16 protein-coding genes are annotated in these 20,077 nt (G+C 59.6%); 2 read left to right on the top strand and 14 right to left on the bottom strand.

Translation table 11 applies throughout. The features are described 5' to 3' along the window. Positions 1-408 precede the first annotated feature (408 nt). On the top strand, positions 409-1,068 hold the full coding sequence (locus FBZ99_RS09200; protein WP_246661088.1) for a CDP-diacylglycerol diphosphatase: 660 nt from the start codon (positions 409-411) through the stop codon (positions 1,066-1,068). Between the two features lie 108 nt (positions 1,069-1,176). Here FBZ99_RS09200 and FBZ99_RS09195 read toward each other — a convergent pair whose 3' ends face one another. The 9 genes from FBZ99_RS09195 to aqpZ all read right to left on the bottom strand — a co-directional run bounded on the left by FBZ99_RS09195 (position 1,177) and on the right by aqpZ (position 12,141). Further along, the gene (locus FBZ99_RS09195) at positions 1,177-1,809 is read right to left on the bottom strand and encodes a DapH/DapD/GlmU-related protein (RefSeq protein WP_113351970.1); all 633 of its coding nucleotides are present in this window, start codon (positions 1,807-1,809) and stop codon (positions 1,177-1,179) included. 201 nt (positions 1,810-2,010) lie between these two features. Continuing rightward, positions 2,011-3,684, bottom strand: a complete 1,674-nt coding sequence (gene recN, locus FBZ99_RS09190; RefSeq protein WP_145632613.1) for a DNA repair protein RecN — start codon at positions 3,682-3,684, stop codon at positions 2,011-2,013. Between the two features lie 12 nt (positions 3,685-3,696). After that, entirely contained in the window at positions 3,697-4,566 is an 870-nt protein-coding gene (locus tag FBZ99_RS09185) for an outer membrane protein assembly factor BamD (RefSeq protein ID WP_173002438.1), read from the bottom strand. 288 nt (positions 4,567-4,854) lie between these two features. Further along, the gene (gene lpxC / locus FBZ99_RS09180; RefSeq protein ID WP_069612526.1) at positions 4,855-5,811 is read right to left on the bottom strand and encodes a UDP-3-O-acyl-N-acetylglucosamine deacetylase; all 957 of its coding nucleotides are present in this window, start codon (positions 5,809-5,811) and stop codon (positions 4,855-4,857) included. Between the two features lie 329 nt (positions 5,812-6,140). Next, a complete protein-coding gene (ftsZ, locus tag FBZ99_RS09175; protein WP_113351968.1) occupies positions 6,141-7,877 on the bottom strand; it encodes a cell division protein FtsZ in 1,737 nt (578 codons plus the stop codon). A 102-nt stretch (positions 7,878-7,979) separates the two neighbouring features. Next, on the bottom strand, positions 7,980-9,311 hold the full coding sequence (gene ftsA, locus FBZ99_RS09170) for a cell division protein FtsA (protein ID WP_069612528.1): 1,332 nt from the start codon (positions 9,309-9,311) through the stop codon (positions 7,980-7,982). Further along, the gene (locus FBZ99_RS09165; RefSeq protein WP_069612529.1) at positions 9,308-10,240 is read right to left on the bottom strand and encodes a cell division protein FtsQ/DivIB; all 933 of its coding nucleotides are present in this window, start codon (positions 10,238-10,240) and stop codon (positions 9,308-9,310) included. The genes ftsA and FBZ99_RS09165 overlap by 4 nt, the downstream gene beginning before the upstream one ends. Then, the gene (locus FBZ99_RS09160) at positions 10,228-11,154 is read right to left on the bottom strand and encodes a D-alanine--D-alanine ligase (RefSeq protein WP_113351967.1); all 927 of its coding nucleotides are present in this window, start codon (positions 11,152-11,154) and stop codon (positions 10,228-10,230) included. Before FBZ99_RS09160 ends, FBZ99_RS09165 begins: the two co-directional genes overlap by 13 nt. Positions 11,155-11,454: 300 nt before the next feature. Beyond that, positions 11,455-12,141 carry an aquaporin Z gene (aqpZ, locus tag FBZ99_RS09155; protein ID WP_113332911.1) on the bottom strand — a complete coding sequence of 229 codons (687 nt, stop codon included), beginning with the start codon at positions 12,139-12,141 and terminating at the stop codon, positions 11,455-11,457. Positions 12,142-12,396: 255 nt separating this feature from the next. Here aqpZ and FBZ99_RS09150 point away from each other — a divergent pair, with 255 nt between their 5' ends. Beyond that, positions 12,397-13,728: an MFS transporter gene (locus FBZ99_RS09150; RefSeq protein ID WP_106998269.1), complete on the top strand. Its 1,332-nt coding sequence runs from the start codon at positions 12,397-12,399 to the stop codon at positions 13,726-13,728. Positions 13,729-13,820: 92 nt separating this feature from the next. On the opposite strand, the gene murB is transcribed toward FBZ99_RS09150, so the two are convergent. From murB to murD, 5 genes are all read right to left on the bottom strand, one after another. Then, positions 13,821-14,795, bottom strand: coding sequence for a UDP-N-acetylmuramate dehydrogenase (murB, locus tag FBZ99_RS09145; protein ID WP_113332909.1), 975 nt, complete (start codon positions 14,793-14,795; stop codon positions 13,821-13,823). Then, complete coding sequence (gene murC / locus FBZ99_RS09140) at positions 14,792-16,207, bottom strand: UDP-N-acetylmuramate--L-alanine ligase (protein ID WP_113351966.1); 1,416 nt, start codon at positions 16,205-16,207, stop codon at positions 14,792-14,794. The genes murB and murC overlap by 4 nt, the downstream gene beginning before the upstream one ends. Then, complete coding sequence (murG, locus tag FBZ99_RS09135; RefSeq protein WP_113351965.1) at positions 16,204-17,325, bottom strand: undecaprenyldiphospho-muramoylpentapeptide beta-N-acetylglucosaminyltransferase; 1,122 nt, start codon at positions 17,323-17,325, stop codon at positions 16,204-16,206. The genes murC and murG overlap by 4 nt, the downstream gene beginning before the upstream one ends. A gap of 181 nt (positions 17,326-17,506) precedes the next feature. Next, complete coding sequence (ftsW, locus tag FBZ99_RS09130) at positions 17,507-18,661, bottom strand: putative lipid II flippase FtsW (protein ID WP_069612536.1); 1,155 nt, start codon at positions 18,659-18,661, stop codon at positions 17,507-17,509. Between the two features lies 1 nt (position 18,662). Further along, on the bottom strand, positions 18,663-20,075 hold the full coding sequence (gene murD / locus FBZ99_RS09125) for a UDP-N-acetylmuramoyl-L-alanine--D-glutamate ligase (protein WP_113351964.1): 1,413 nt from the start codon (positions 20,073-20,075) through the stop codon (positions 18,663-18,665). Positions 20,076-20,077: the final 2 nt, after the last annotated feature.

The raw sequence follows: 20,077 nt of genomic DNA, 5'->3' as shown, positions 1-20,077 counted from the left end.
TCGAAGATGTTTTAGAGCACTTCCGCGAAAAGTGCGAAGCGGTTTTCAGCTCGGGGCACGTAAAAACAAAGGGAAAAATCTGCAATTCAATTGCCGGACCGATAAAGGTGGCGGCGCTGCTCACGACAACTTTACGCCGTGATCTGTCGTCCTTGGTGTTACAGATGCGGGAAGTATCAGCGTCCAGTTAGCCCCGATGGAATTCCCTATCCAATTCCTGGGGCAGCGGCTCTTCCGCGTCTATCGCAGAGGATTTAAGGTAGGCTATATTATGAGAACCACATCTCTGGAAGTGATTGGATCATTGGCAGAAATTCGAAATCACGCATGAAGCACCGTCTTACCGTTCTCTCTATTTTCCTCGTCGTTGCAGTCTTGATCATGAGCTCATTCGTCAGCCGCTCCGCTTTGGGGCTGGTCGTCAGAGCCTGTGAAATCAACTCCACCCTGACAGGGTCGCCATATCCGTGCCTCAAGATCGTCCAGTCGCAGGACCCTTTGTCTTCATACGTTGTTCTTCGTGAGCCTGCTGACAAGGAGCGCACCATCCTTGCACCGCTCGCCGATGTACCCGGCATCGAAGACCCACGCCTTCTGACCGCGGGTGCGCCGAACTATTTTGAGGAAGCGTGGAAAGAGCTATCGGCAATCGATCCGCGCTCAACGAAGGCTTCGAGACAGAATTTTGCTCTGGCGATAAACGCCGCCAGCTGGCGCACACAAGATCGGCTTCATATCCACATGGGGTGCGAGACGCCTCGCTTTCGCGCGCTCTTGAAAGCCCATGCGACGGAAATTGAAAGCGGCCGGTTTACGGACTTGAAGACCCGAGCTGGTTGGTGGGCAACTTTCCATACGGCCGATGACCTTTCGAATTTGAACCCGCTGCAGCTCGTCGCAGATGGCGTCGATGGCGCCCGTTCAAATATGGAAAATGTGGTCGTCGGCGTCTTTGGCGCTGCATTGCCCAACGGGCAGCATGGCTTCTATATTCTGGCAAGAATAAACGAGGCCCACAAATCCCGCGGCTCCGCGGAGGACATGATCGATCCCAAATGCCGGCTCTGATGCATGTCGCTCAGAAGTTCGTACGTCGGCGGAACTCATTCACAACCTACCGTCCGATTTCGTAAGATGACACGGCCAAGGCTGGCCGCCCAAGTCGTCAAAAGCGGATCAGGACCAGCGCTCGCAAAAGGCTTCGATGTCGCTTGATTGAAAATCGGCAAGCCGCTCCATGATGGTTTCGAAAGGCCAATCCCACCAGGCGATGGACGTCAGTCTTTCTGCGATGGTTCGAGTGAAGCGCTCTCGAATGAACTTGGCGGGAATACCACCGACGACAGTATATGGTTGAACATCTTTGCTGACGACCGCGCCTGCTGCAAGCACGGCGCCGTCTCCAACCTGTACGCCCGGCAAAACAATCACGCCATGACCAATCCAGACATCGTTGCCGATGACGGCGCGGTCTTCCTTTCGCCGATCGAAAAAGGCGTGGTCCCGCACGGCGCTCGCCGCGTAATATTCCGGACAATAGGTGAAACGATGCATGGATGGTCGGTCCATCGGATGATTGGGAGCGCCAATTCTGACCTCTGCCGCAATGGCGCAGAACTTTCCAATCGTTGCGTCACCGACAATGCAGCGCGGCCCCAAGTAAGAGAAATCTCCGAGTTCGGCAGTGTGCAGAGATGTGTCCGCCAAAATCTCACAGCATCTGCCGATGCTCGAATCCCTTATGTTCGCCGTCGGGTGGATGACGGTTTCTGCGATTTTTGGGCGATTGGGTTGTGTGGTTGAGTGCATTGACGGTCTCCGGATTCCGGGCCTGCCTAGCCGGGGACGATGAAGGATATATGACGCAAGACCGTCGAAAAACCGAAGCAAGATGCCGACGGCAGATGACGGGTTCAGGCGCGTTTCAGCGCTATAGTCGCTGAGCTTGCTGCTATGCCCGCTTCGGGCAAGTCGCCACCGGCATCTGCTCCGACAACATCACAGGAGAGATCACCCGTTACCGGCCAGCAAGCGCTTGGCAGCCGCCCTCGCCTCTTCGGTTACCGAAGCACCCGCGAGCATGCGGGCGATTTCCTCGGTGCGATCCTTCGGCTCCATGGTGGCGACGCGTGTGGAAATTTTTTCCGAGCCGTCCGCGACGGGTCCCTTGGAGATCAGGAGATGGGTTGCAGCGCGGGCAGCGACCTGCGGTGCATGGGTGACCGACAGCACCTGCACGCGATCGGACAGGCGCTTCAGCCGCTGGCCGATCGCATCCGCGACCGCGCCGCCGACACCAGTGTCGATTTCGTCGAACACGAGGGTCGGCGCAGAGCCGCGATCGGCAAGCGCAACCTTCAATGCCAGAAGGAAGCGCGACAGCTCGCCGCCAGAGGCGACCTTGGTGATCGGTCCCGGCCGCGTGCCAGGGTTGGTCTGCACATGAAATTCGACAACGTCGATACCCTCGGCTGTCCCAGCTTCTGGATCGCTTGATATCTCCACCATGAAACGCGCACGCTCGAGCTTCAAGGCCGGCAGTTCGGCCATGACGGCTGCGGCCAGAGCCTCGCCGGCATGGTGACGTTTCTCCGACAGATTGCGTGCGGCGACATCATAATCCGCCTTGGCGGCGGAAAGCTCGGCAGCAAGGCGCGCCAGTCGCTCTTCGCCGGCGTCGAGATCGGCTAGATCCGAAATCATGCGTGCGGCCAGGGCTGGCAGTTCCGTTACCGGCACGGAATATTTGCGCGAGGCACCCCGCAACGCGAAGAGGCGCTCTTCGACACGCTCAAGTTCGCGCGGATCATATTCCGTTTTGCGGAGTGCTGCCTCCACTTCCATTTGCGCGTTGGACAGCTGATCGAGAGCGGCATCCAGCAGCGCCACGGTATCTTCAAGCAAGCCCGGCGCTTCGTGGCTCTTGCGCTCCAATCGGCGCACCAGCGATGCGATATGCGGCACGGGCGATGCGTTGCCATTGAGGAATTCGGAAGCCTCGGCGATATCGCCGGCGATGCGCTCGGCTTTCATCATCCGCGAGCGCTTCTCAGCCAGCTCATCCTCCTCGCCATCCTGCGGCGAGAGCTTCTCCAGCTCCTCGACGGAGGCGCGAAGATAGTCCGCTTCACGCGCTGCCTTCTCGACCTGCTCGCGATGCTTCTTCAAGGTGCGCTCGGTATCGCGCCAGATTTTGTGCAGCCTGCCGACCTCCTGCGTCTCTTCGGCGAGGCCGGCAAAGGCATCCAGCAAGGTGCGGTGCGCGTCGGTATCGATGAGCGCTCGGTCATCATGCTGACCGTGAATTTCGACGAGAAGGTGGCCGATCTGGCGCATGAGCTGCACGCTGAGCGCCTGGTCGTTGACAAAGGCCTTGGTGCGGCCATCGGCGGACTGCACACGGCGGAAAATCAGATCGCCGTCATCGTCGATGCCATTTTCGCGCAGGAGCTTGCGGGCCGGATGCTGTGTACCGACATCGAAAACCGCAGTCACCTGGCCGCGATCCTCGCCATGGCGCACGAGCCCGCCATCGCCGCGCCCGCCAAGGGCCAGCGACAGACTGTCAAGCAGGATGGATTTGCCCGCACCCGTCTCGCCGGTCAGCACCGAAAGTCCGGACTCGAAGGCAAGATCCAGCCGCTCGATCAAAACGATATCGCGGATCGAAAGCTGGATCAGCATCTGCGCTCAATCTCACGTCCCAAGAAGAAGTTTCTTGCCCGCTCTGGAAATCCAGGAGCCCGAATTTTCGCTCGGCTCCACGCCACCCTTCTGCAGCAGCTGATAGGAATCCTTGTACCAGCGGCTGTCCGGATAGTTGTGGCCGAGAACGGCAGCTGCCGTTTGCGCTTCGGGTACGATACCCATCGCATAATAAGCTTCGACGAGTCGCGCCAGGGCTTCTTCGATCTGGTTCGTCGTCGGATACTGCTCCACCACCACGCGGAAGCGGGAGATGGCAGCCAGATAATCCTTGCGCTCCAGATAATAACGGCCGATCTGCATTTCCTTGCCGGCGAGCTGGTCGCGGGCAAAGCGGATCTTTTCCTGAGCGTCGCTGACATATTGCGACTTCGGATAGGTATTGACGAGCTTGGTCATCGCCTCGATCGTCTGCTGTGCTGCACGCTGGTCCTGCGTCACGTCGACGATCTGTTTGGCATAGGACGAACCGACCAGATATTGCACATAGTCGGCATCTTCCGAGCCCGGATATTGCTTGAGATAGGTATTGCCGGTCTGTACCGCCTCATCATAACGGCCCGTGCGATACTTCACGAAGGTGCTCATCACCAATGCCTTGCGTGCCCATTCGGAGAAGGGCTGCTGCTGGTTGATGGCATCGAACTTCTTGCCGGCTTCCGTCATGTTGCCGGCCTTGATGTTGGCAAGGCCCTGATTGTAGAGCATCTCCGGTGGATCGGTCTCGACACCGAGCTTGGTGATGTCGATATCCTTTTTCGTATTACACCCCGTCACCACCGCACCGGTACCGGCCAGAAGGAGCGATACGAGCAAAGCCCGTGCTGTGATATTCATGCGTTCAGACCTTGCAAAACCCATCGGATGACTGTCCCATAGCCGTCGTTGCGGAGACGGCGTTCTCTCGCTGGCGTTTCTAGCCGCAAAAACACCATCAGGGCAACGCATTGATGGTGCATTAACGCATTTTTGTGGCAAAGACCGCATATCCGCAGCCTTTAATCACTGTTTTGACAGGGATTTCTCATATCGGCCCGCACCATCCTGCCGCCGCTTCGCGACCGAAGACAAACCCGATGAGTCGTCCGTCAAAAAAAGAGCCGCCCTTCATCAGAGCGGCAGCTTTGTCTCATTTCGATCCCGAAAAAATCACGCCGACCAAGGAGCGAATTCAGGCGCGTTGACCGCAATGAACTCGCGGCCGTGACCGCGCTGGCGAGGTGCCGAGGTTTCGACGACCTCGTAAGCCGAAGCGTCGCTGAGCAATGCCTTCAGGGCATTCGCATTCATGCGATGGCCGCCGCGATAGGAGCGATAGCAACCAATGAATTGTGCACCGGCGAGAGCCAGATCGCCAACGGCATCGAGCGTCTTGTGGCGGACGAACTCGTCCTTGGGATAACGCAGGCCTTCGACGTTGATGACGGTATTGTCGTCCGAAATGACGACCGAATTCTCCAGCGACGAACCCAGCGCATGGCCCGAAGCCCAGAGGGGCTCGACATCACGCATGAAGCCGAAGGTACGCGCGCGCGACAGTTCCGTCTTGAAGGTCTCAGCGGTCAGATCGCCTTCCCACTTCTGACGGCCGATCAGCGGGCATTCAAAGTCGATCTCGACTTCGAAGCGCGTGCCATCATAGGGGCGGAACTCGCACCAGGAACCGCCAGCTTCGATCCGCACCGGCTTGATAACGCGGATATAGCGGCGCTTGACACCGAGCGAAACAACACCCGCCTGCTCGATCGCCTCGATGAAGGGATAGGAGCTGCCGTCCATGATCGGCATTTCCGCACCGGACACCTCGACGACGACGTTATCGAGGCCGATCGCGTAGATCGCAGCCATGACGTGCTCGACCGTCGCGACAGAGCGCGCCGGAGAAAAGCCGAGAACCGTGCAGAGATCCGTGTTGCCGACCTGCGAGGAAACGGCGCGCAGTTCGGTCACATCGCCATTATCGTGCAGACGCTGAAAAACGACACCGGTGCCGGCTTCGGCGGGGTAGAAGGTGATCGACACATTGGCACCGGAATGAACGCCAATACCGGAAAGTGTCACAGGGTTTGCAATGGTGGTCTGAAAACCAAGCAATCCAATTGCCATGTAATTCTGCCTTCGTCTATCTGATCCAGGCCGGGCGGTCATCTTCGGACGCTTACCCTTATCGCCGGTTCAGTCTGTTAACTATGCCACGCACCTCACATACATTCGTCTCCGAATGTGATTCAGCGGGCTTGCTTGATATCTACATACGCGCCAGGGCATCGCATTCCAAATCACTGTTTCTTTCGTTTTGTTACGAAAGCAGCCAATTGAATTCGTTGGATAATTTTAAATAAGACAATGGTTATAAAATAAGAAAATCCGGAGCCTTTCGGCCCCGGATTTCTCCAATATGGTTAGCAACCTATTAAAGGGCTGCCTGTTGCGGGTCAGTTCGACTGGCGGCGCAGGAAGGCCGGAATCTCGAGCTGATCGTCCTCATGGTTTGCCATGCGTGCCTGCGGAGCCTGGCGGCCGTGATCGTCGAGATTGCCACGGCGCGGAGCATAGAGGCTCGCTTCCGGCGACGGCGCACGACGCTGCTGCGGAGCGGCGTTGTTCGTCGGAGCCATCATGTCGTCGAAAGCCGGATCTTCTTCGCGGCGGCCGAGCGAATTGGTGATTCGCTTCAGAAGACCCATTGGGCCACGCTCTTCGGTCGCCTGGGCGGCTGCCGGCTGGGCGCGGTGTTCCATCTCGGCCTTAACGACCGGTGGGAAATCCTCGACCTTCGGCATGCGGACCTGCTCAGGAGCCTGACGGATGACCGGCTGCTGATGCATGACCGGCGCCTGCTGCTGAGGCTGAACCGGAGCTTGACGGACCGGCTGGGCTTCCGGGGCTGCTGCGAAGATGCGGCTCTGCGGACGGAAGTTATCTTCCGGCGCAGCGGCCTGCTGCATAACCGGCTGCTGCGGCACCTGAGTCTGCCGGCTCATCTGGAATTCCAGTTCGCGCTCCAGATCGGCCTCTGCTGCACGAATGGTCTGGGCGACCGGATCCACGGTACGAGGAGCCGGAGCGGCAGCCTGTGCGGTTTGGGCCTGCGAGACGTGGGCAGGCTGAACTGCGGCCGCTGCCGGAGCGGCGGCCGCGGAAGGACGCATAGCAGGCTTTGCGGCGGGGCGGAATTCCATGCCCCTGTCGGAAGCCTCGTTCATCGCGCGGTCGATGCCCGTTGCGACGACGGAAACGCGAATGATGCCCTCAAGCGATTCGTCGAAGGTGGCGCCGAGGATGATATTGGCGTCGGGATCGACTTCTTCGCGGATGCGGGTTGCAGCTTCGTCGACTTCGAACAGGGTCAGGTCACGGCCGCCGGTGATCGAGATCAGCAGGCCCTGTGCGCCCTTCATCGAGGTTTCGTCGAGCAGCGGGTTGGCAATGGCAGCTTCAGCAGCCTGCATTGCACGGCCCTGGCCGGAAGCCTCGCCGGTACCCATCATCGCGCGGCCCATTTCGCGCATGACCGAACGCACGTCGGCGAAGTCGAGGTTGATGAGACCTTCCTTCACCATCAAGTCGGTGATGCAGGCAACGCCCGAATAGAGAACCTGGTCGGCCATCGAGAACGCGTCGGCGAAAGTCGTCTTGTCGTTGGCGATGCGGAACAGATTCTGGTTCGGAATGACGATCAGGGTGTCGACCGACTTCTGCAGTTCCTGGATGCCCATCTCGGCGAGACGCATACGGCGGCCGCCTTCGAAGTGGAACGGCTTGGTAACGACGCCGACGGTCAGGATGCCCTTATTGCGAGCGGCCTGCGCGACGACCGGAGCGGCACCCGTACCCGTACCACCGCCCATGCCGGCGGTGACGAAGCACATATGCGTACCGTTCAGATGATCGATGATTTCATCGATGCACTCTTCGGCAGCTGCACGGCCAACTTCCGGCTGCGAGCCGGCGCCGAGACCTTCCGTGACGTTGACGCCGAGCTGGATGATCCGCTCTGCCTTCGTCATGGTCAGCGCCTGGGCATCCGTGTTGGCGACGACGAAATCGACGCCCTGCAGGCCTGCCGTGATCATGTTGTTGACGGCATTGCCGCCACCGCCACCAACACCGAACACGGTGATTCGCGGCTTAAGCTCGGTGATATCTGGCTTATGCAGCTTGATAGTCATTGTACCCGTTCCTTCTCTTTATGGCCGCATCGCCACGCCGGCCAATTCACTCGATTTCACTTGCCTGACGCTTGCCCCGGACTGATTTCCGGGATCAGGCACTCAAAAACTCTCTTTCAGCCATTGGCCAACGCGGCCGATCCGGCTGTTGTTACCTCCAAACGACGAGAGCAGACCGCTGCTCGGCGCATGTGTTTCCATGTCTGCGACCTGCGGATAGATCATCAGTCCCACAGCGGTCGAAAAAGCCGGCCCCTTGGCTGCCGTCGGCAAACCAGACACGCCCATCGGACGACCGATGCGGACATTGCGGGCAAGTACCCGGCGCGCCACATCGGGCAGACCGGTCAGCTGGCTGGCACCGCCGGTCAGGACGACGCGCTTGCCGACGATCGGGCTGAAGCCCGAACGCTGGATGCGATCGCGAATGAGCTCGAGAGTTTCCTCGATGCGAGCCTTGACGATGCGCGACACGAGCGCCTTCGGCACCTGTGTCGGCTGGTCACGCTCGTCTTCGCCGATCGGCGGGATGGAAATCAGTTCGCGCTCTTCCGAAGAATTCGCGAGAGCGGAAGCATGAACGACCTTCAGCCGCTCCGCATCCTCGATGCGGGTGGAAAGGCCGCGTGCAAGATCGGTGGTGACATGATGGCCGCCAAGGCTGACGGCATCGGTATGCACCAGCTTTCCCTCGGCAAAGACCGAAATCGTCGTCGTGCCGCCGCCCATGTCGATCGCAGCGCAGCCAAGCTCGACTTCATCGTCAACGAGGGCTGCAAGGCCGCTGGCATAAGGTGTCGCCACCATGCCTTCGACCGAGAGATGCGCACGGTTGATGCAGAGCTCGAGGTTGCGAAGCGCCGCGCGCTCGGCCGTCACCACATGCATGTCGACACCAAGAGCGTCGCCGAACATGGCCAGCGGATCGCGAATGCCGCGCTCGCCATCAAGGGAGTAGCCCGTCGCCAGCGAGTGCAGCACGGCACGCTCCTGACGGATCGACTGCTGGCAGGCTGCGGCCAGAACCTTCTTGAGATCGTTGGCCTCGACTTCCTGACCACCGAGATCGATGGTCGCGGTGTAAATATCGCTGCCGAGACGACCGGCCGAAACGTTGACGATTAGGCTATCGACGGTCAGGCCCGCCATACGCTCGGCGGCATCGACCGCAAGCCGGACAACTCCTTCCAGCGCATCGAGATCGGCGATCACGCCAGTCTTGATGCCGCGGGAACGCTGATGACCGATACCAATGATCTCTATGTTGTGGGTGCGATTCGGGAGAACTTGGCTCTCCTCGCGCGGCGTCAGACGACCGATCATGCAAACGACCTTCGTCGAGCCGATGTCAAGGACCGACACGATATGCGACCGCTTCGAAGACAAAGGCTTCAACCGAGGCAGGCCGAAATGGGACGAACCAAATAAGCTCATGTATCCTGACCTGCTTTCTTCAAAGCCTTGTTTCTTGCATCGACTGCGGCCTGGCGACGAATTGCGGCATCCGGAGTTAACTCAATGGCGGTACGATCATCGATACGGAGATCGACGGCAGCAATATCGCGCTGCAAAAGATTTTGCTCCTTGTCGAGCTTGGTCAGCCGCGCGAGCGCATCATCGATATTGTCTTCCGGCAATTTGATGATCACGCCGTTGTCCAGATAGAGATCCCAGCGACGACCGGCGACACGCACGAAAGCCTTCACATGGCTGCGAACATCGGGCCACTTGGCAAACTGGTCGTCGATGGAGGCGGCTGCGGTTTCGGCATCACGACCGACGAAGAGCGGTAGCTTTGCAAACTTGTTGTCGCGCAGCGGTGCAATCACGCTGCCGTCCTTCTGGATTAGAGAAAGCTCGGAACCGTGCTGCCAGATCGCATAGGCCTTACGCTCCTTGAGCTTCACCTCGACAGTCCGCGGATAGACCTTACGAACCTCGACATTCTGAACCCAGGGCAAGTTGGCAATCTTCTGGCGGGCGGCATCGGCATTAAGGGCAACGAGCGACGTCGTACCGTCGAGGCCGAGCAGCTGCAGGATCTCGATTTCCGAGGTCTCGTCATTGCCGGAGACCTTTACATCCTCGATCGCAAAACCAGCGGCAGAAGTCGTCGCTTCCGCGACCGCCTGGGTATGACCACCAACCGACATGCCATAAAGGCCGGTCGCAGCAAGAAGAACGAGGGTCGAAACAGTACCCGTATGAGCCGGAATATTGATGCGACCCGAACCGAGGCTGACCAGGAAACGAACAGTGCGGCGCAGCGGACGCGGCAGAACGAATGCGTCCTCAACCTCGTCGATGGCGAGCGGGACGCGATGACGGGACCGCCTCATATTTTTGACCGTCAGCGCAAACAAGACGCGTCCTCCACCATCCACCGGAGAAATTCACCAAAAGAGTAGCCGGCATGAGCGGCCATTTCAGGCACCAGGGAGGTAGGAGTCATGCCCGGCTGGGTATTGATCTCCAACCAGACAAGTTCGCCCTCTTCGGAAAAGCGATCGTCAAAACGGAAGTCAGATCGACTAACACCGCGGCAGCCGATAGCTTCATGCGCCCTTAACGATAATGTTTGTATCTTTTGGTAAAGATTCGGTGAAATTTCCGCCGGCAAGACATGTTTTGAGCCACCCTTGGCGTACTTGGCGTCATAATCATAGAAGCTGTGACCGAGCGGCACGATCTCAGTCACGCCGAGGACTTTGCCGTTCATGACGCCACAGGTCAGCTCGCGCCCGTAGATATAACGCTCGACCAGAACCTCATCGCCATAGCGCCATTCGGCAGAGGTAACGATCTGCGGCGGATGCGCCTGATCTTCCTTGACGATCACGACACCGAAGCTCGAGCCCTCGCGTACCGGCTTGACGACATAGGGCGGCTTCATCGGATGCTCGCCAACAATGGCGAAACGATCCATCACGATCGAGCTGGCAACCGGGATGCCCGCGGCAGCAGCCACCGTCTTCGCGCGTGACTTGTCCATCGCAAGAGCCGAGGCAAGCACGCCGGAATGTGTATAGGGAATTTGCAGATATTCCAGAATGCCCTGGATTGTACCGTCTTCGCCGAAAGGACCATGCAACGCATTGAAGACGACATCGGGCTTCAGCTCAGCCAAGCGGCTGGCGACATCATGATCAACATCGACCCGGGTAACCTGGAAGCCTTCTACTTCGAGGGCATCGGCGCATGCCTTCCCCGAGGAAAGGCTGACCGGCCTCTCCGAGGAAAATCCGCCCAAAAGGACAGCCACATGCTTGCCACCCATCAATACCCCCGACTTCACGGTCTCTACTTTGCGTTTGCAGGGCCTCGCCTAACCGCGATTCTCGCCCCGCTTTCAATAGGCCGATTAGAACGACATTAAGGTTAATGAAGCGTTTACTTTCGTTAACTTTCCCCCGACCTGGCGAGGGCCGCATGCTTCGAATCAAACCGACTTAAAGAATTCTGCCATTGGAATCATGGAGTTGCTACTTTTGAAATCACTACATTTAGATTTTTTTAAACAATAAGCCCCGCATCGAGCACTCGATGCGGGGCCGCAGGCATTAAATTGAGGCCGAGATCACTCGCTGTCGTCGACCAGTTTCCAGACGAGTCCGCCCAACGCTCCGCCAACGATGGGCGCAACCCAGAACAGCCAAAGCTGCTGCAGAGCCCAGCCGCCGACGAAGAGAGCCTGCCCTGTCGAACGAGCCGGATTGACCGACGTGTTGGTGATCGGGATCGAGATCAGATGGATCAGCGTCAGCGCCAAGCCGATGGCGATCGGCGCGAAGCCGGCCGGCACCTTGCTGCTCGTCGAGCCCAGAATCACGACCAGGAAGAACAGCGTCAGCACGATCTCGGCCACCAGTGCCGACACCATGGAATAGCCGCCGGGAGAATGTTCCCCATAGCCGTTCGCCGCAAAGCCACCGAGCTGGAAATCAGCCTTGCCGCTTGCGATCAGATAGAGCACGGCCGCGGCGACAACGGCGCCGATGACCTGTGCGATAATATAGGGAATGAGCTGCCCGCCGGGAAAGCGGCCAGCCACCGTCAGGCCGACCGAGACAGCCGGATTGAAGTGCCCTCCTGATATGCCGCCGACGGCAAAAGCCATAGTCAGCACAGTCAGACCGAACGCAAAAGCAACGCCTAGAAAACCGATACCGAGGCTCGGAAAGGCTGCTGCGAAGATCGCACTGCCGCAGCCGCCGAATACGAGCCAAAACGTCCCAAGAAACTCAGCGATGAGTTTTTTCTGCATGAAACCTTTCTCCTCAGCCCGCAATCCAAGCGAGAATCGGCCATTGGTGAAAAAGATTCCGGTAAGGACTCGCCGGAGCACGCCTCTCCAACAACAAACACCCGCCTGATTGCTCACGAATCAACAATTACGGCAAAATAATAGCACGCAACCGCTGATTTCTTGCGCAGTTAACGTTTGCGTTGAACAAAAATTACGCTAAGGACAATTTTTATCCGCTAAGCGCTCCTTAGCATCCTCTGAATTGGTGGGAACATGACTGACGCGATATCTCCTTTATCGCCGACCCCCTCGTCATCGAACAATGCTGTTGCGAATTCCCCGGCACGTGTTCTGATCGCGAGCCTCATCGGCACAACGATCGAATTTTTCGATTTCTATGTTTATGCAACGGCGGCGGTTATCGTCTTCCCGAAGCTGTTCTTCCCGGCAAGCGATCCGACTTCGGCAACTCTGCAGTCCTTCGCGACCTTCTCCATTGCCTTCTTCGCACGCCCGATCGGCGCGATGATCTTCGGCCATTTTGGAGACCGGATCGGCCGCAAGGCGACACTGGTCGCGGCTCTGATGACCATGGGCCTCTCGACCGTCGTGATCGGCATGCTGCCGACTTATGAGTCGATCGGCGTTCTCGCACCGATTCTGCTGGCACTTTGCCGTCTCGGCCAGGGTCTTGGCCTCGGCGGGGAATGGGGCGGCGCTGTCTTGCTTGCGACGGAAAATGCACCGGAAGGCAAGCGCAGCTGGTATGCCATGTTCCCGCAGCTCGGCGCACCGATCGGCTTCATCCTTTCGGCGGGTCTGTTCCTGATTCTGCGCGAGAGCATGGCGGATGCGGATTTCCTCAACTACGGCTGGCGCGTTCCGTTCCTGATCAGCATCGTGCTGGTCGCGGTCGGGTTGTATGTCCGCCTGAAGATCACCGAAACCCCGGAATTCCAGCGGGCCATCGAGAAGGAAGAACGCGTTTCCGTTCCGATCGCCGTCATCTTCCGCTCGCATTTCCGCAGCCTGATCCTCGGCACCATTATCGCGGTCGCGACCTTCGTGCTGTTCTATCTGATGACGGCGTTCACACTGAGCTGGGGCACTCGCCCCCCGGGCAACGGGCCGCTTCCGGCCGGCCTCGGCTACTCCCAGGGCCAGTTCCTCGTCGTTCAGCTCGTCGGCGTCGTCTTCTTCGGCCTGATGATCCCGGTCTCCGGCCTCTTGTCCGACCGCTATTCGCGCCGTCTGGTTCTTATCCTGACGACGATCGGCATCCTGATCTTCGGCCTGTTCTACTCGTCGCTGCTGACGGCTGGCCTTGCCGGTGCCTTCGCCTGCTCGATCATCGGTCTTGCCCTGATGGGCTTTACCTATGGCCCGATCGGCGCGGCTCTGGCCGCCCCCTTCCCGACCAGCGTGCGCTATACCGGGGCGTCCATGACGTTCAATCTCGGCGGCATCGTCGGCGCGTCCCTGGCGCCCTACATCGCCACTTCGCTCGCGACCAATTACGGTCTGGTCTATGTCGGCTATTACCTCGCCGGCGCAGCAGTGCTCTCGCTGATCGGCATCCTGCTCTCGGGCAACGACGAAGTCTGAGAAAACAAGCATAAGCAATTGAAAAGGCCGGGTGAAAACCCGGCCTTTTTGTTGAATCATTTTATGAAGATGACACCGATTGCAGTCGGGACCTACTCCGTGGTCACACCCTGGAACGGGCGGACTTCACGGCCCGGCATGAAGTTTCCGAGGCGCTTGATTTCCCACTCCAGCTTGATGCCGGACTTTTCGAAAACCTCGCGACGGACCTGCTCGCCGAGATATTCCAGATCGTAGCCCGTCGCCTGCTCCATGTTGATCATGAAGTTGCAATGCAGCGATGACATCTGCGCGCCACCGATAACCAGACCGCGGCAACCCGCCTCGTCGATCAGCTTCCAGGCGGAGAAACCATCCGGGTTCTTGAAGGTTGAGCCACCCGTCTTCTCGCGTACCGGCTGCACCGTTTCGCGATGAGCGCGCACGGCATCCATCTCGGTGCGGATCTTGGCGCGATCCTCCGGATATCCCTCGAAAAGGACATGCGTGAAGATCAGATCTTCAGACGCATCGGAATGGCGGTAGCTGTATCCCATTTCGGCATTGGTCAGCACGTGCTTGTCGCCCTTGCGGTCGACGGCATGCACCTCAATGACGCGCTCACGGGTTTCGGCACCATTGGCGCCTGCATTCATCCGCGCGGCACCACCGATGCTCCCGGGAATGCCGTAATAGAAATGGAAACCGCCGATGCTATTGTCCATTGCCATGGCTGCGACATGCTTGTCCGGGCAGATCGCGCCGGCCAGGATGCGGTTTTCACCGGCAAGCTCGACAGAACCGAAACCCTTGGCCGAAAGCCTGAGGACAACGCCCGGAATGCCGCCATCCCGCACCAATATGTTCGAACCCACGCCGACGACCGTCAGCGGCACCTCTTCCGGCAGGATCTTCAGGAACGTGATGAGATCGTCCGTATCGTGCGGCTGGAACATCAGTTCCGCCAGCCCGCCGGCGCGGAACCACGTCACACGATCCATCGGGGCATCCGGCGTCAGCCGTCCCCTGATGTCCTTTACACCGTCGCCGAGCGACGCCAGAAGCTTTTCCCCATCTACTTGTTTCATGCGGACTTACCCGAGAGGCCTTCCAATTCCTTTGGCAATGATGCTGCCCAATATGTGATGCTACCAGCCCCCAACAGAACCACAAAATCACCAGGTCGCGCAATCTCTGCAACCATGGCGGCAAGATCTTCCTGTGAAGGCAGATAGCGTGCATCGCGATGACCGCCTGCCTTGATGCGCGAAACCAGCGTCTGCGAATCAACGCCCTCGATCGGATCTTCCCCGGCGGCATAGACGGGCGCCAGGAAGATACTGTCGGCATCGTTGAAGCAAGCCGCGAATTCCTCGAAGAGGCTCGAAAGGCGCGTGTAGCGATGTGGTTGATGAACGGCGATGATGCGGCCCTTGCAGGCTTCGCGTGCTGCCTTCAGCACCGCCTTGATTTCGACGGGATGATGGCCGTAGTCGTCGAAGACTTTGACCCCGTTCCATTCGCCGGTCAGCGTGAAGCGGCGCTTGACGCCGCCGAAGGATGCAAGGCCCTTGGCGATCGCCTCATTGGAAATCCCCAGCCGGTTGGCAACCGCAACGGCGGCGGTCGCATTGGAAATATTGTGGCGGCCCGGCATTGGCATGATGAGATCCTTGATCTGGATCACCTTGCCGGTGCGGCGTCTGCGGATTTCGATATCGAACAGCGAACGCGTGCCATCGATCCGCACATTCGAGAAACGCACGTCGGCCTGCGGGTTCTCGCCATAGGTGATGACCTTGCGGTCCTCGATGCGGCTAACCAGTGACTGCACTTCCGGATGGTCGATGCACATGACGCCGAAGCCGTAGAACGGCACATTCTCCACGAACTGCCGGAAAGCGGCGCGCACGGCATCGAAATTGCCGTAATGATCGAGATGTTCCGGATCGATATTGGTGACGACGGCAACATCCGCCGGCAGTTTCAGGAAGGTGCCATCCGACTCGTCTGCCTCGACCACCATCCACTCGCCTTCACCCATGCGCGCATTGGTGCCATAGGCATTGATGATACCGCCATTGATGACCGTGGGATCAAGGCCGCCGGCTTCTAGCAGCGTCGCGACGAGCGAGGTCGTCGTCGTCTTGCCATGCGTACCGCCGATGGCAATCGCATTGCGGAAGCGCATCAATTCGGCAAGCATTTCGGCACGGCGCACGACCGGCAGCAGCTTTTCACGCGCCGCGACCAGCTCCGGATTGCTCTTCTTGATGGCGGTGGAGACAACGACGACTTCGGCATCGCCGAGGTTTTCAGCCTTGTGACCGATATGGACCGGAATACCCTTGTCGCGCAGCCGCTGCACATTGGCACTTTCCGATTGATCGGAACCCTGCACGCGATGGCCGAGGTTATGCAGAACCTCGGCAATGCCGCTCATCCCGATGCCACCGATACCGATAAAATGCACAAGGCCGATTGCCTTCGGCAGCTTCATGCGCCTGCCCCCTTGAATTGCTGAATTGAACGTCCCGCGGCAATAGCCTCAACCATGTCGGCAAGCAAGTTTGCCGCATCCGGTTTGCCCGCCTGCTTGGCTGATGCAGCCATCTTTGCGAGCTTTTCCGGCATGGTCATGGCGCCGCGCAGAATGGTGGAAAGTTTCTCCGGCGTCAGTTCCGACTGCACGATGACCTTGACGCCGCCGGTTGCCGCCAGTGCAGCCGCATTGGCCGCCTGATCGTGATCGAGCGCATGCGGATAGGGAACCAGGATCGCGGGGCGCCCAATAACCGCAAGCTCGGAGACCGTGGAGGCGCCGGAGCGGCAGAGAACCAGATGCGCAGCGCCGATGCGCTCCGCCATATCGTTGAAGAACGGCGCGACATCGGCGCCCATGTCAAGCTTTCTCGTGCAGCTGTTGACCGTCTCCATATCCTCAGGACGCACCTGCTGCGTGATCCGCAGCCGCTTTCGCAGCGGTTCCTCAAGCAGGCTGATCGCCGTAGGAACGGCCTTGGAGAAATATTGCGCCCCCTGGCTGCCGCCGAAGACGACAAGATTGAACGGATCTTCCGGACCAGATGGCACATAAGGGCGTTTTGCCGCTTCGATGACGGCCGGGCGCACGGGATTGCCCGTGGTCACCGTCTTCTCGGCAAACGCGCCGTTTTCGGTGAGGAAACCGCCGGCAATAGCGCGAACGCGCGTCGCCAGCATCTTGTTGGCGCGGCCCATGACCGCGTTCTGCTCGTGCAGCATGGACGGCACGCCCATGCGCGTCGCGGCCAGAAGCGGCGGAACCGTCGGATAGCCACCGAAGCCGACGACACAGACGGGCTTGATGCGCTGGATCAGCTTGCGCGCTGCACGCATGCCGGTCCATAGCGTCCAGAGGGCCTGCGCAACCTTTAACGGGTTCTTCGAGCCGATCGTTGCCGAGGGCACGACATGGATATCGTCTGCCGGAAATTTGCCGGCATAGCGTTCGGCACGGCTGTCGGTGACGAGGTGCACGGAATAGCCGCGCTCCTTCAGCTTGTAGGCCAGTGCTTCGGCCGGAAATACGTGACCGCCGGTACCGCCGGCGGCAAGAAGGACAATGCCTTTACTCATGATTTTCGCTCCCGCGAATACCCCACTACTCGGGGCATCTCCCTGATATAGGAAGCCGCCCCGACCGCGTCATCGGCGCGGGCCAAGCCCCCCTCATAGACCGGCGTTTCGGGAAAAGCGACCAGAGAATGAACAGCGGGCAGGAGATATGAGGAGCGGATGGCCGGTAGTCCCAAGACGATCACTCCGCCGGCAATCCGTGCGTCACGCGGAACATGGTCCGGTCCTGCGCACGCTTTTCCGGCCTGTGACGCGTCAGCGCCAGAATGAAGCCTGCCGTCACGCAGATCGCGGTCATCGACGAACCGCCGTAGGAAATCAGCGGCAGCGTCATGCCCTTGGCCGGCAGCAGCTGCAGGTTCACGCCGATGTTGATGATCGATTGGATGCCGATCTGCAGCACCAGACCGGCGACGGCAAAACGGTTGAAGTCGTTCTTCTCCTTGTAGGCATGCGACAGGCCGCGCAACACGAGGAAGGCGAAGATCAGCACGAGCACGATGCAGAAGATGGCACCGAACTCTTCGGCCGCCACCGAGAAGATGAAGTCGGTATGGGCGTCCGGAATGATACGCTTGACGATGCCCTCGCCAGGACCGACGCCGAACCAGTTGCCATGGACGATCGCTTCCTTGGCGGTGTCGACCTGGAACGTATCGCCCTCGCCCGTCAGAAACTTGTTCACGCGTTGCGCCACGTGATCGAAGACATAATAGGCCGTGACGAAACCGCCCGCGCCGAGGCCGCCGAGCACGATGATCCACAGCCAGGGCATGCCGGCCATGAAGAACATGCCGCCCCAGACGGCGGTCGTCAGGATCGTCTGGCCAAGGTCAGGCTGCGCGACGAGCAAAGCGACGACGATGCCAAAGAGGATGATGGCGAAGAGATTACCCGGAATTTCCGGCTGACGTGCATGTTCGGAAAACAGCCAGGCGCAGACGACGACGAAAGCCGGCTTCATGAATTCCGAAGGCTGGATCGACAAGGCCGCGATATTCACCCAGCGCCGCGAGCCCTTGACCTCGATGCCGAAGAAAAGCGCGAAAAGCATCATCGCCAGCGATACGATCAGCAGGATGACGGCGGTCCGTCGCACCTGTCGGGGCGTCATGAAGGAAATGCCGATCATCGCCGCGATCGCCGGTATGAGGAACAGGGCGTGGCGCTTGACGAAATGGAACGGCTCAAGCCCGATACGCTCCGCCACCGCCGGTGAAGCCGCGAAGGACAGCATGAAGCCGATGCCGATCAAGAGGATGAAAAGGGCGAGAAACACGCGGTCGATGGTCCAGAACCATTCGGCCAAGGCCCCACGTTCAACGCGGCTTACCATATCACTTGCCTCCAGTTGCTGAACCGATCAGCATGGTGACGCCGTCGATCGCCGCGACATGGCTGACGAAGGCGTCGCCTCTGACCTCGAAATTCTTGTACTGATCGAAGCTTGCGCAAGCCGGTGACAGCATCACCGCTGCGGACTCCCGTTCATCCCTGTCCGCGTCCGCGGCAGCATGTGCCACGGCGCGTTCCAGCGTGCCGGAAATCTCATAAGGAACCTGATCGCCAAGTGTTGCCGCAAAGGCGGGTGCCGCCTCACCGATCAGATAGGCCTTGGCGATACGCGGAAAGAGCGGCGCCAGACTGGTGATGCCACCCTCCTTCGGCAGACCGCCCGCGATCCAGTAGATATTTTCGTAGCTCGAAAGCGCGGGGGCTGCCGCATCCGCATTGGTCGCCTTGGAATCGTTGACGAAGACGATCCGGCCGCGCCTTCCCACCGGCTGCATGCGATGCTTGAGGCCGGGGAAGGATTTCAGTCCGGCCCGGATCTCCTCGGCAGAAATGCCGACGGCGAGGCAGGCGGCAATCGCCGCGGCTGCGTTCTGTGCGTTATGGCCGCCGCGCAAGGTCTGGATACCATCGAGATCGGTGATCTCGCTTGCCGCACCGTTCGATGCCTGCAGGATACGGCTGCCCTCGGCATAGAGGCCATCCGCTAGGGCATGCCGGCGCGAAATTCGCGTGACCTTGCCGCCGGCTCGCTCGATACGGTCGGCGATCAGGGAGGAATAGCTGTCATCGACGCCGACGACGGCGACATCGCTGCCCGCGACAAGCCGCTCCTTGATGTCAGCGTAATGTTGCATCGTGCCATGGCGATCGAGATGATCGGGCGTCAGGTTTAGCAGGATGCCGGCGGACGGGTTGAGCGTCGGCGCCAGATCGATCTGATAGGAGGAGCATTCGACGACGTAGAAACGTCCGGATTTCGGCGGATCGAGCGTCAGCACCGCCGTACCGATATTGCCGCCGAGCTGCGTGTCCCGCCCGCTCGATTGCAGGATATGGGCGATCAGCGCCGTCGTCGTCGATTTGCCATTCGTGCCGGTGATCGCGATGAAAGGGCAATCCGGGGCATGTGCCCGCCGCTCCCTGACGAAAAGCTCGACATCGCCGATAATCTCAACACTGGCGGCATGGGCAAGATCGACGGTCCAGTGCGGCTTCGGGTGCGTCAGTGGCACGCCGGGCGACAGCACGAAAACCGACAGGCTGTTCCAGTCGATCGTCCTGAGATCGGCAACCGCTATTCCCTCGGCAGCCGCCTTAGCCACGCTGTCCGGATTGTCGTCCCAGGCCGTGACATCGGCGCCGCCGGCAACGAGCGCGTGTGCCGTGGCAAAACCGGAGCCGCCAAGGCCGAAGAGAGCGACCTTCTTTCCGTTCAGCGTGGAGACCGGAATCATCG

The sequence above is a fragment of the Rhizobium sp. ERR 1071 genome (assembly GCF_007828675.1).
Lineage (GTDB): Bacteria > Pseudomonadota > Alphaproteobacteria > Rhizobiales > Rhizobiaceae > Rhizobium > Rhizobium dioscoreae.
This window is presented reverse-complemented; position numbering and strand designations above follow the sequence as displayed.

Coding starts and splice junctions, on each gene's coding strand:
- ftsW (WP_069612536.1), bottom strand. CDS start 18,661: ATGGTAAGCCGCGTTGAACGTGGGGCCTTGGCCGAATGGTTCTGGACC.
- murB (WP_113332909.1), bottom strand. CDS start 14,795: ATGAAACAAGTAGATGGGGAAAAGCTTCTGGCGTCGCTCGGCGACGGT.
- lpxC (WP_069612526.1), bottom strand. CDS start 5,811: ATGGCAATTGGATTGCTTGGTTTTCAGACCACCATTGCAAACCCTGTG.
- aqpZ (WP_113332911.1), bottom strand. CDS start 12,141: ATGCAGAAAAAACTCATCGCTGAGTTTCTTGGGACGTTTTGGCTCGTA.
- FBZ99_RS09160 (WP_113351967.1), bottom strand. CDS start 11,154: ATGGGTGGCAAGCATGTGGCTGTCCTTTTGGGCGGATTTTCCTCGGAG.
- recN (WP_145632613.1), bottom strand. CDS start 3,684: ATGCTGATCCAGCTTTCGATCCGCGATATCGTTTTGATCGAGCGGCTG.
- ftsA (WP_069612528.1), bottom strand. CDS start 9,311: ATGAGCTTATTTGGTTCGTCCCATTTCGGCCTGCCTCGGTTGAAGCCT.
- ftsZ (WP_113351968.1), bottom strand. CDS start 7,877: ATGACTATCAAGCTGCATAAGCCAGATATCACCGAGCTTAAGCCGCGA.
- FBZ99_RS09185 (WP_173002438.1), bottom strand. CDS start 4,566: ATGGGTTTTGCAAGGTCTGAACGCATGAATATCACAGCACGGGCTTTG.
- FBZ99_RS09195 (WP_113351970.1), bottom strand. CDS start 1,809: ATGCACTCAACCACACAACCCAATCGCCCAAAAATCGCAGAAACCGTC.
- murG (WP_113351965.1), bottom strand. CDS start 17,325: ATGAGTAAAGGCATTGTCCTTCTTGCCGCCGGCGGTACCGGCGGTCAC.
- FBZ99_RS09150 (WP_106998269.1), top strand. CDS start 12,397: ATGACTGACGCGATATCTCCTTTATCGCCGACCCCCTCGTCATCGAAC.
- murD (WP_113351964.1), bottom strand. CDS start 20,075: ATGATTCCGGTCTCCACGCTGAACGGAAAGAAGGTCGCTCTCTTCGGC.
- murC (WP_113351966.1), bottom strand. CDS start 16,207: ATGAAGCTGCCGAAGGCAATCGGCCTTGTGCATTTTATCGGTATCGGT.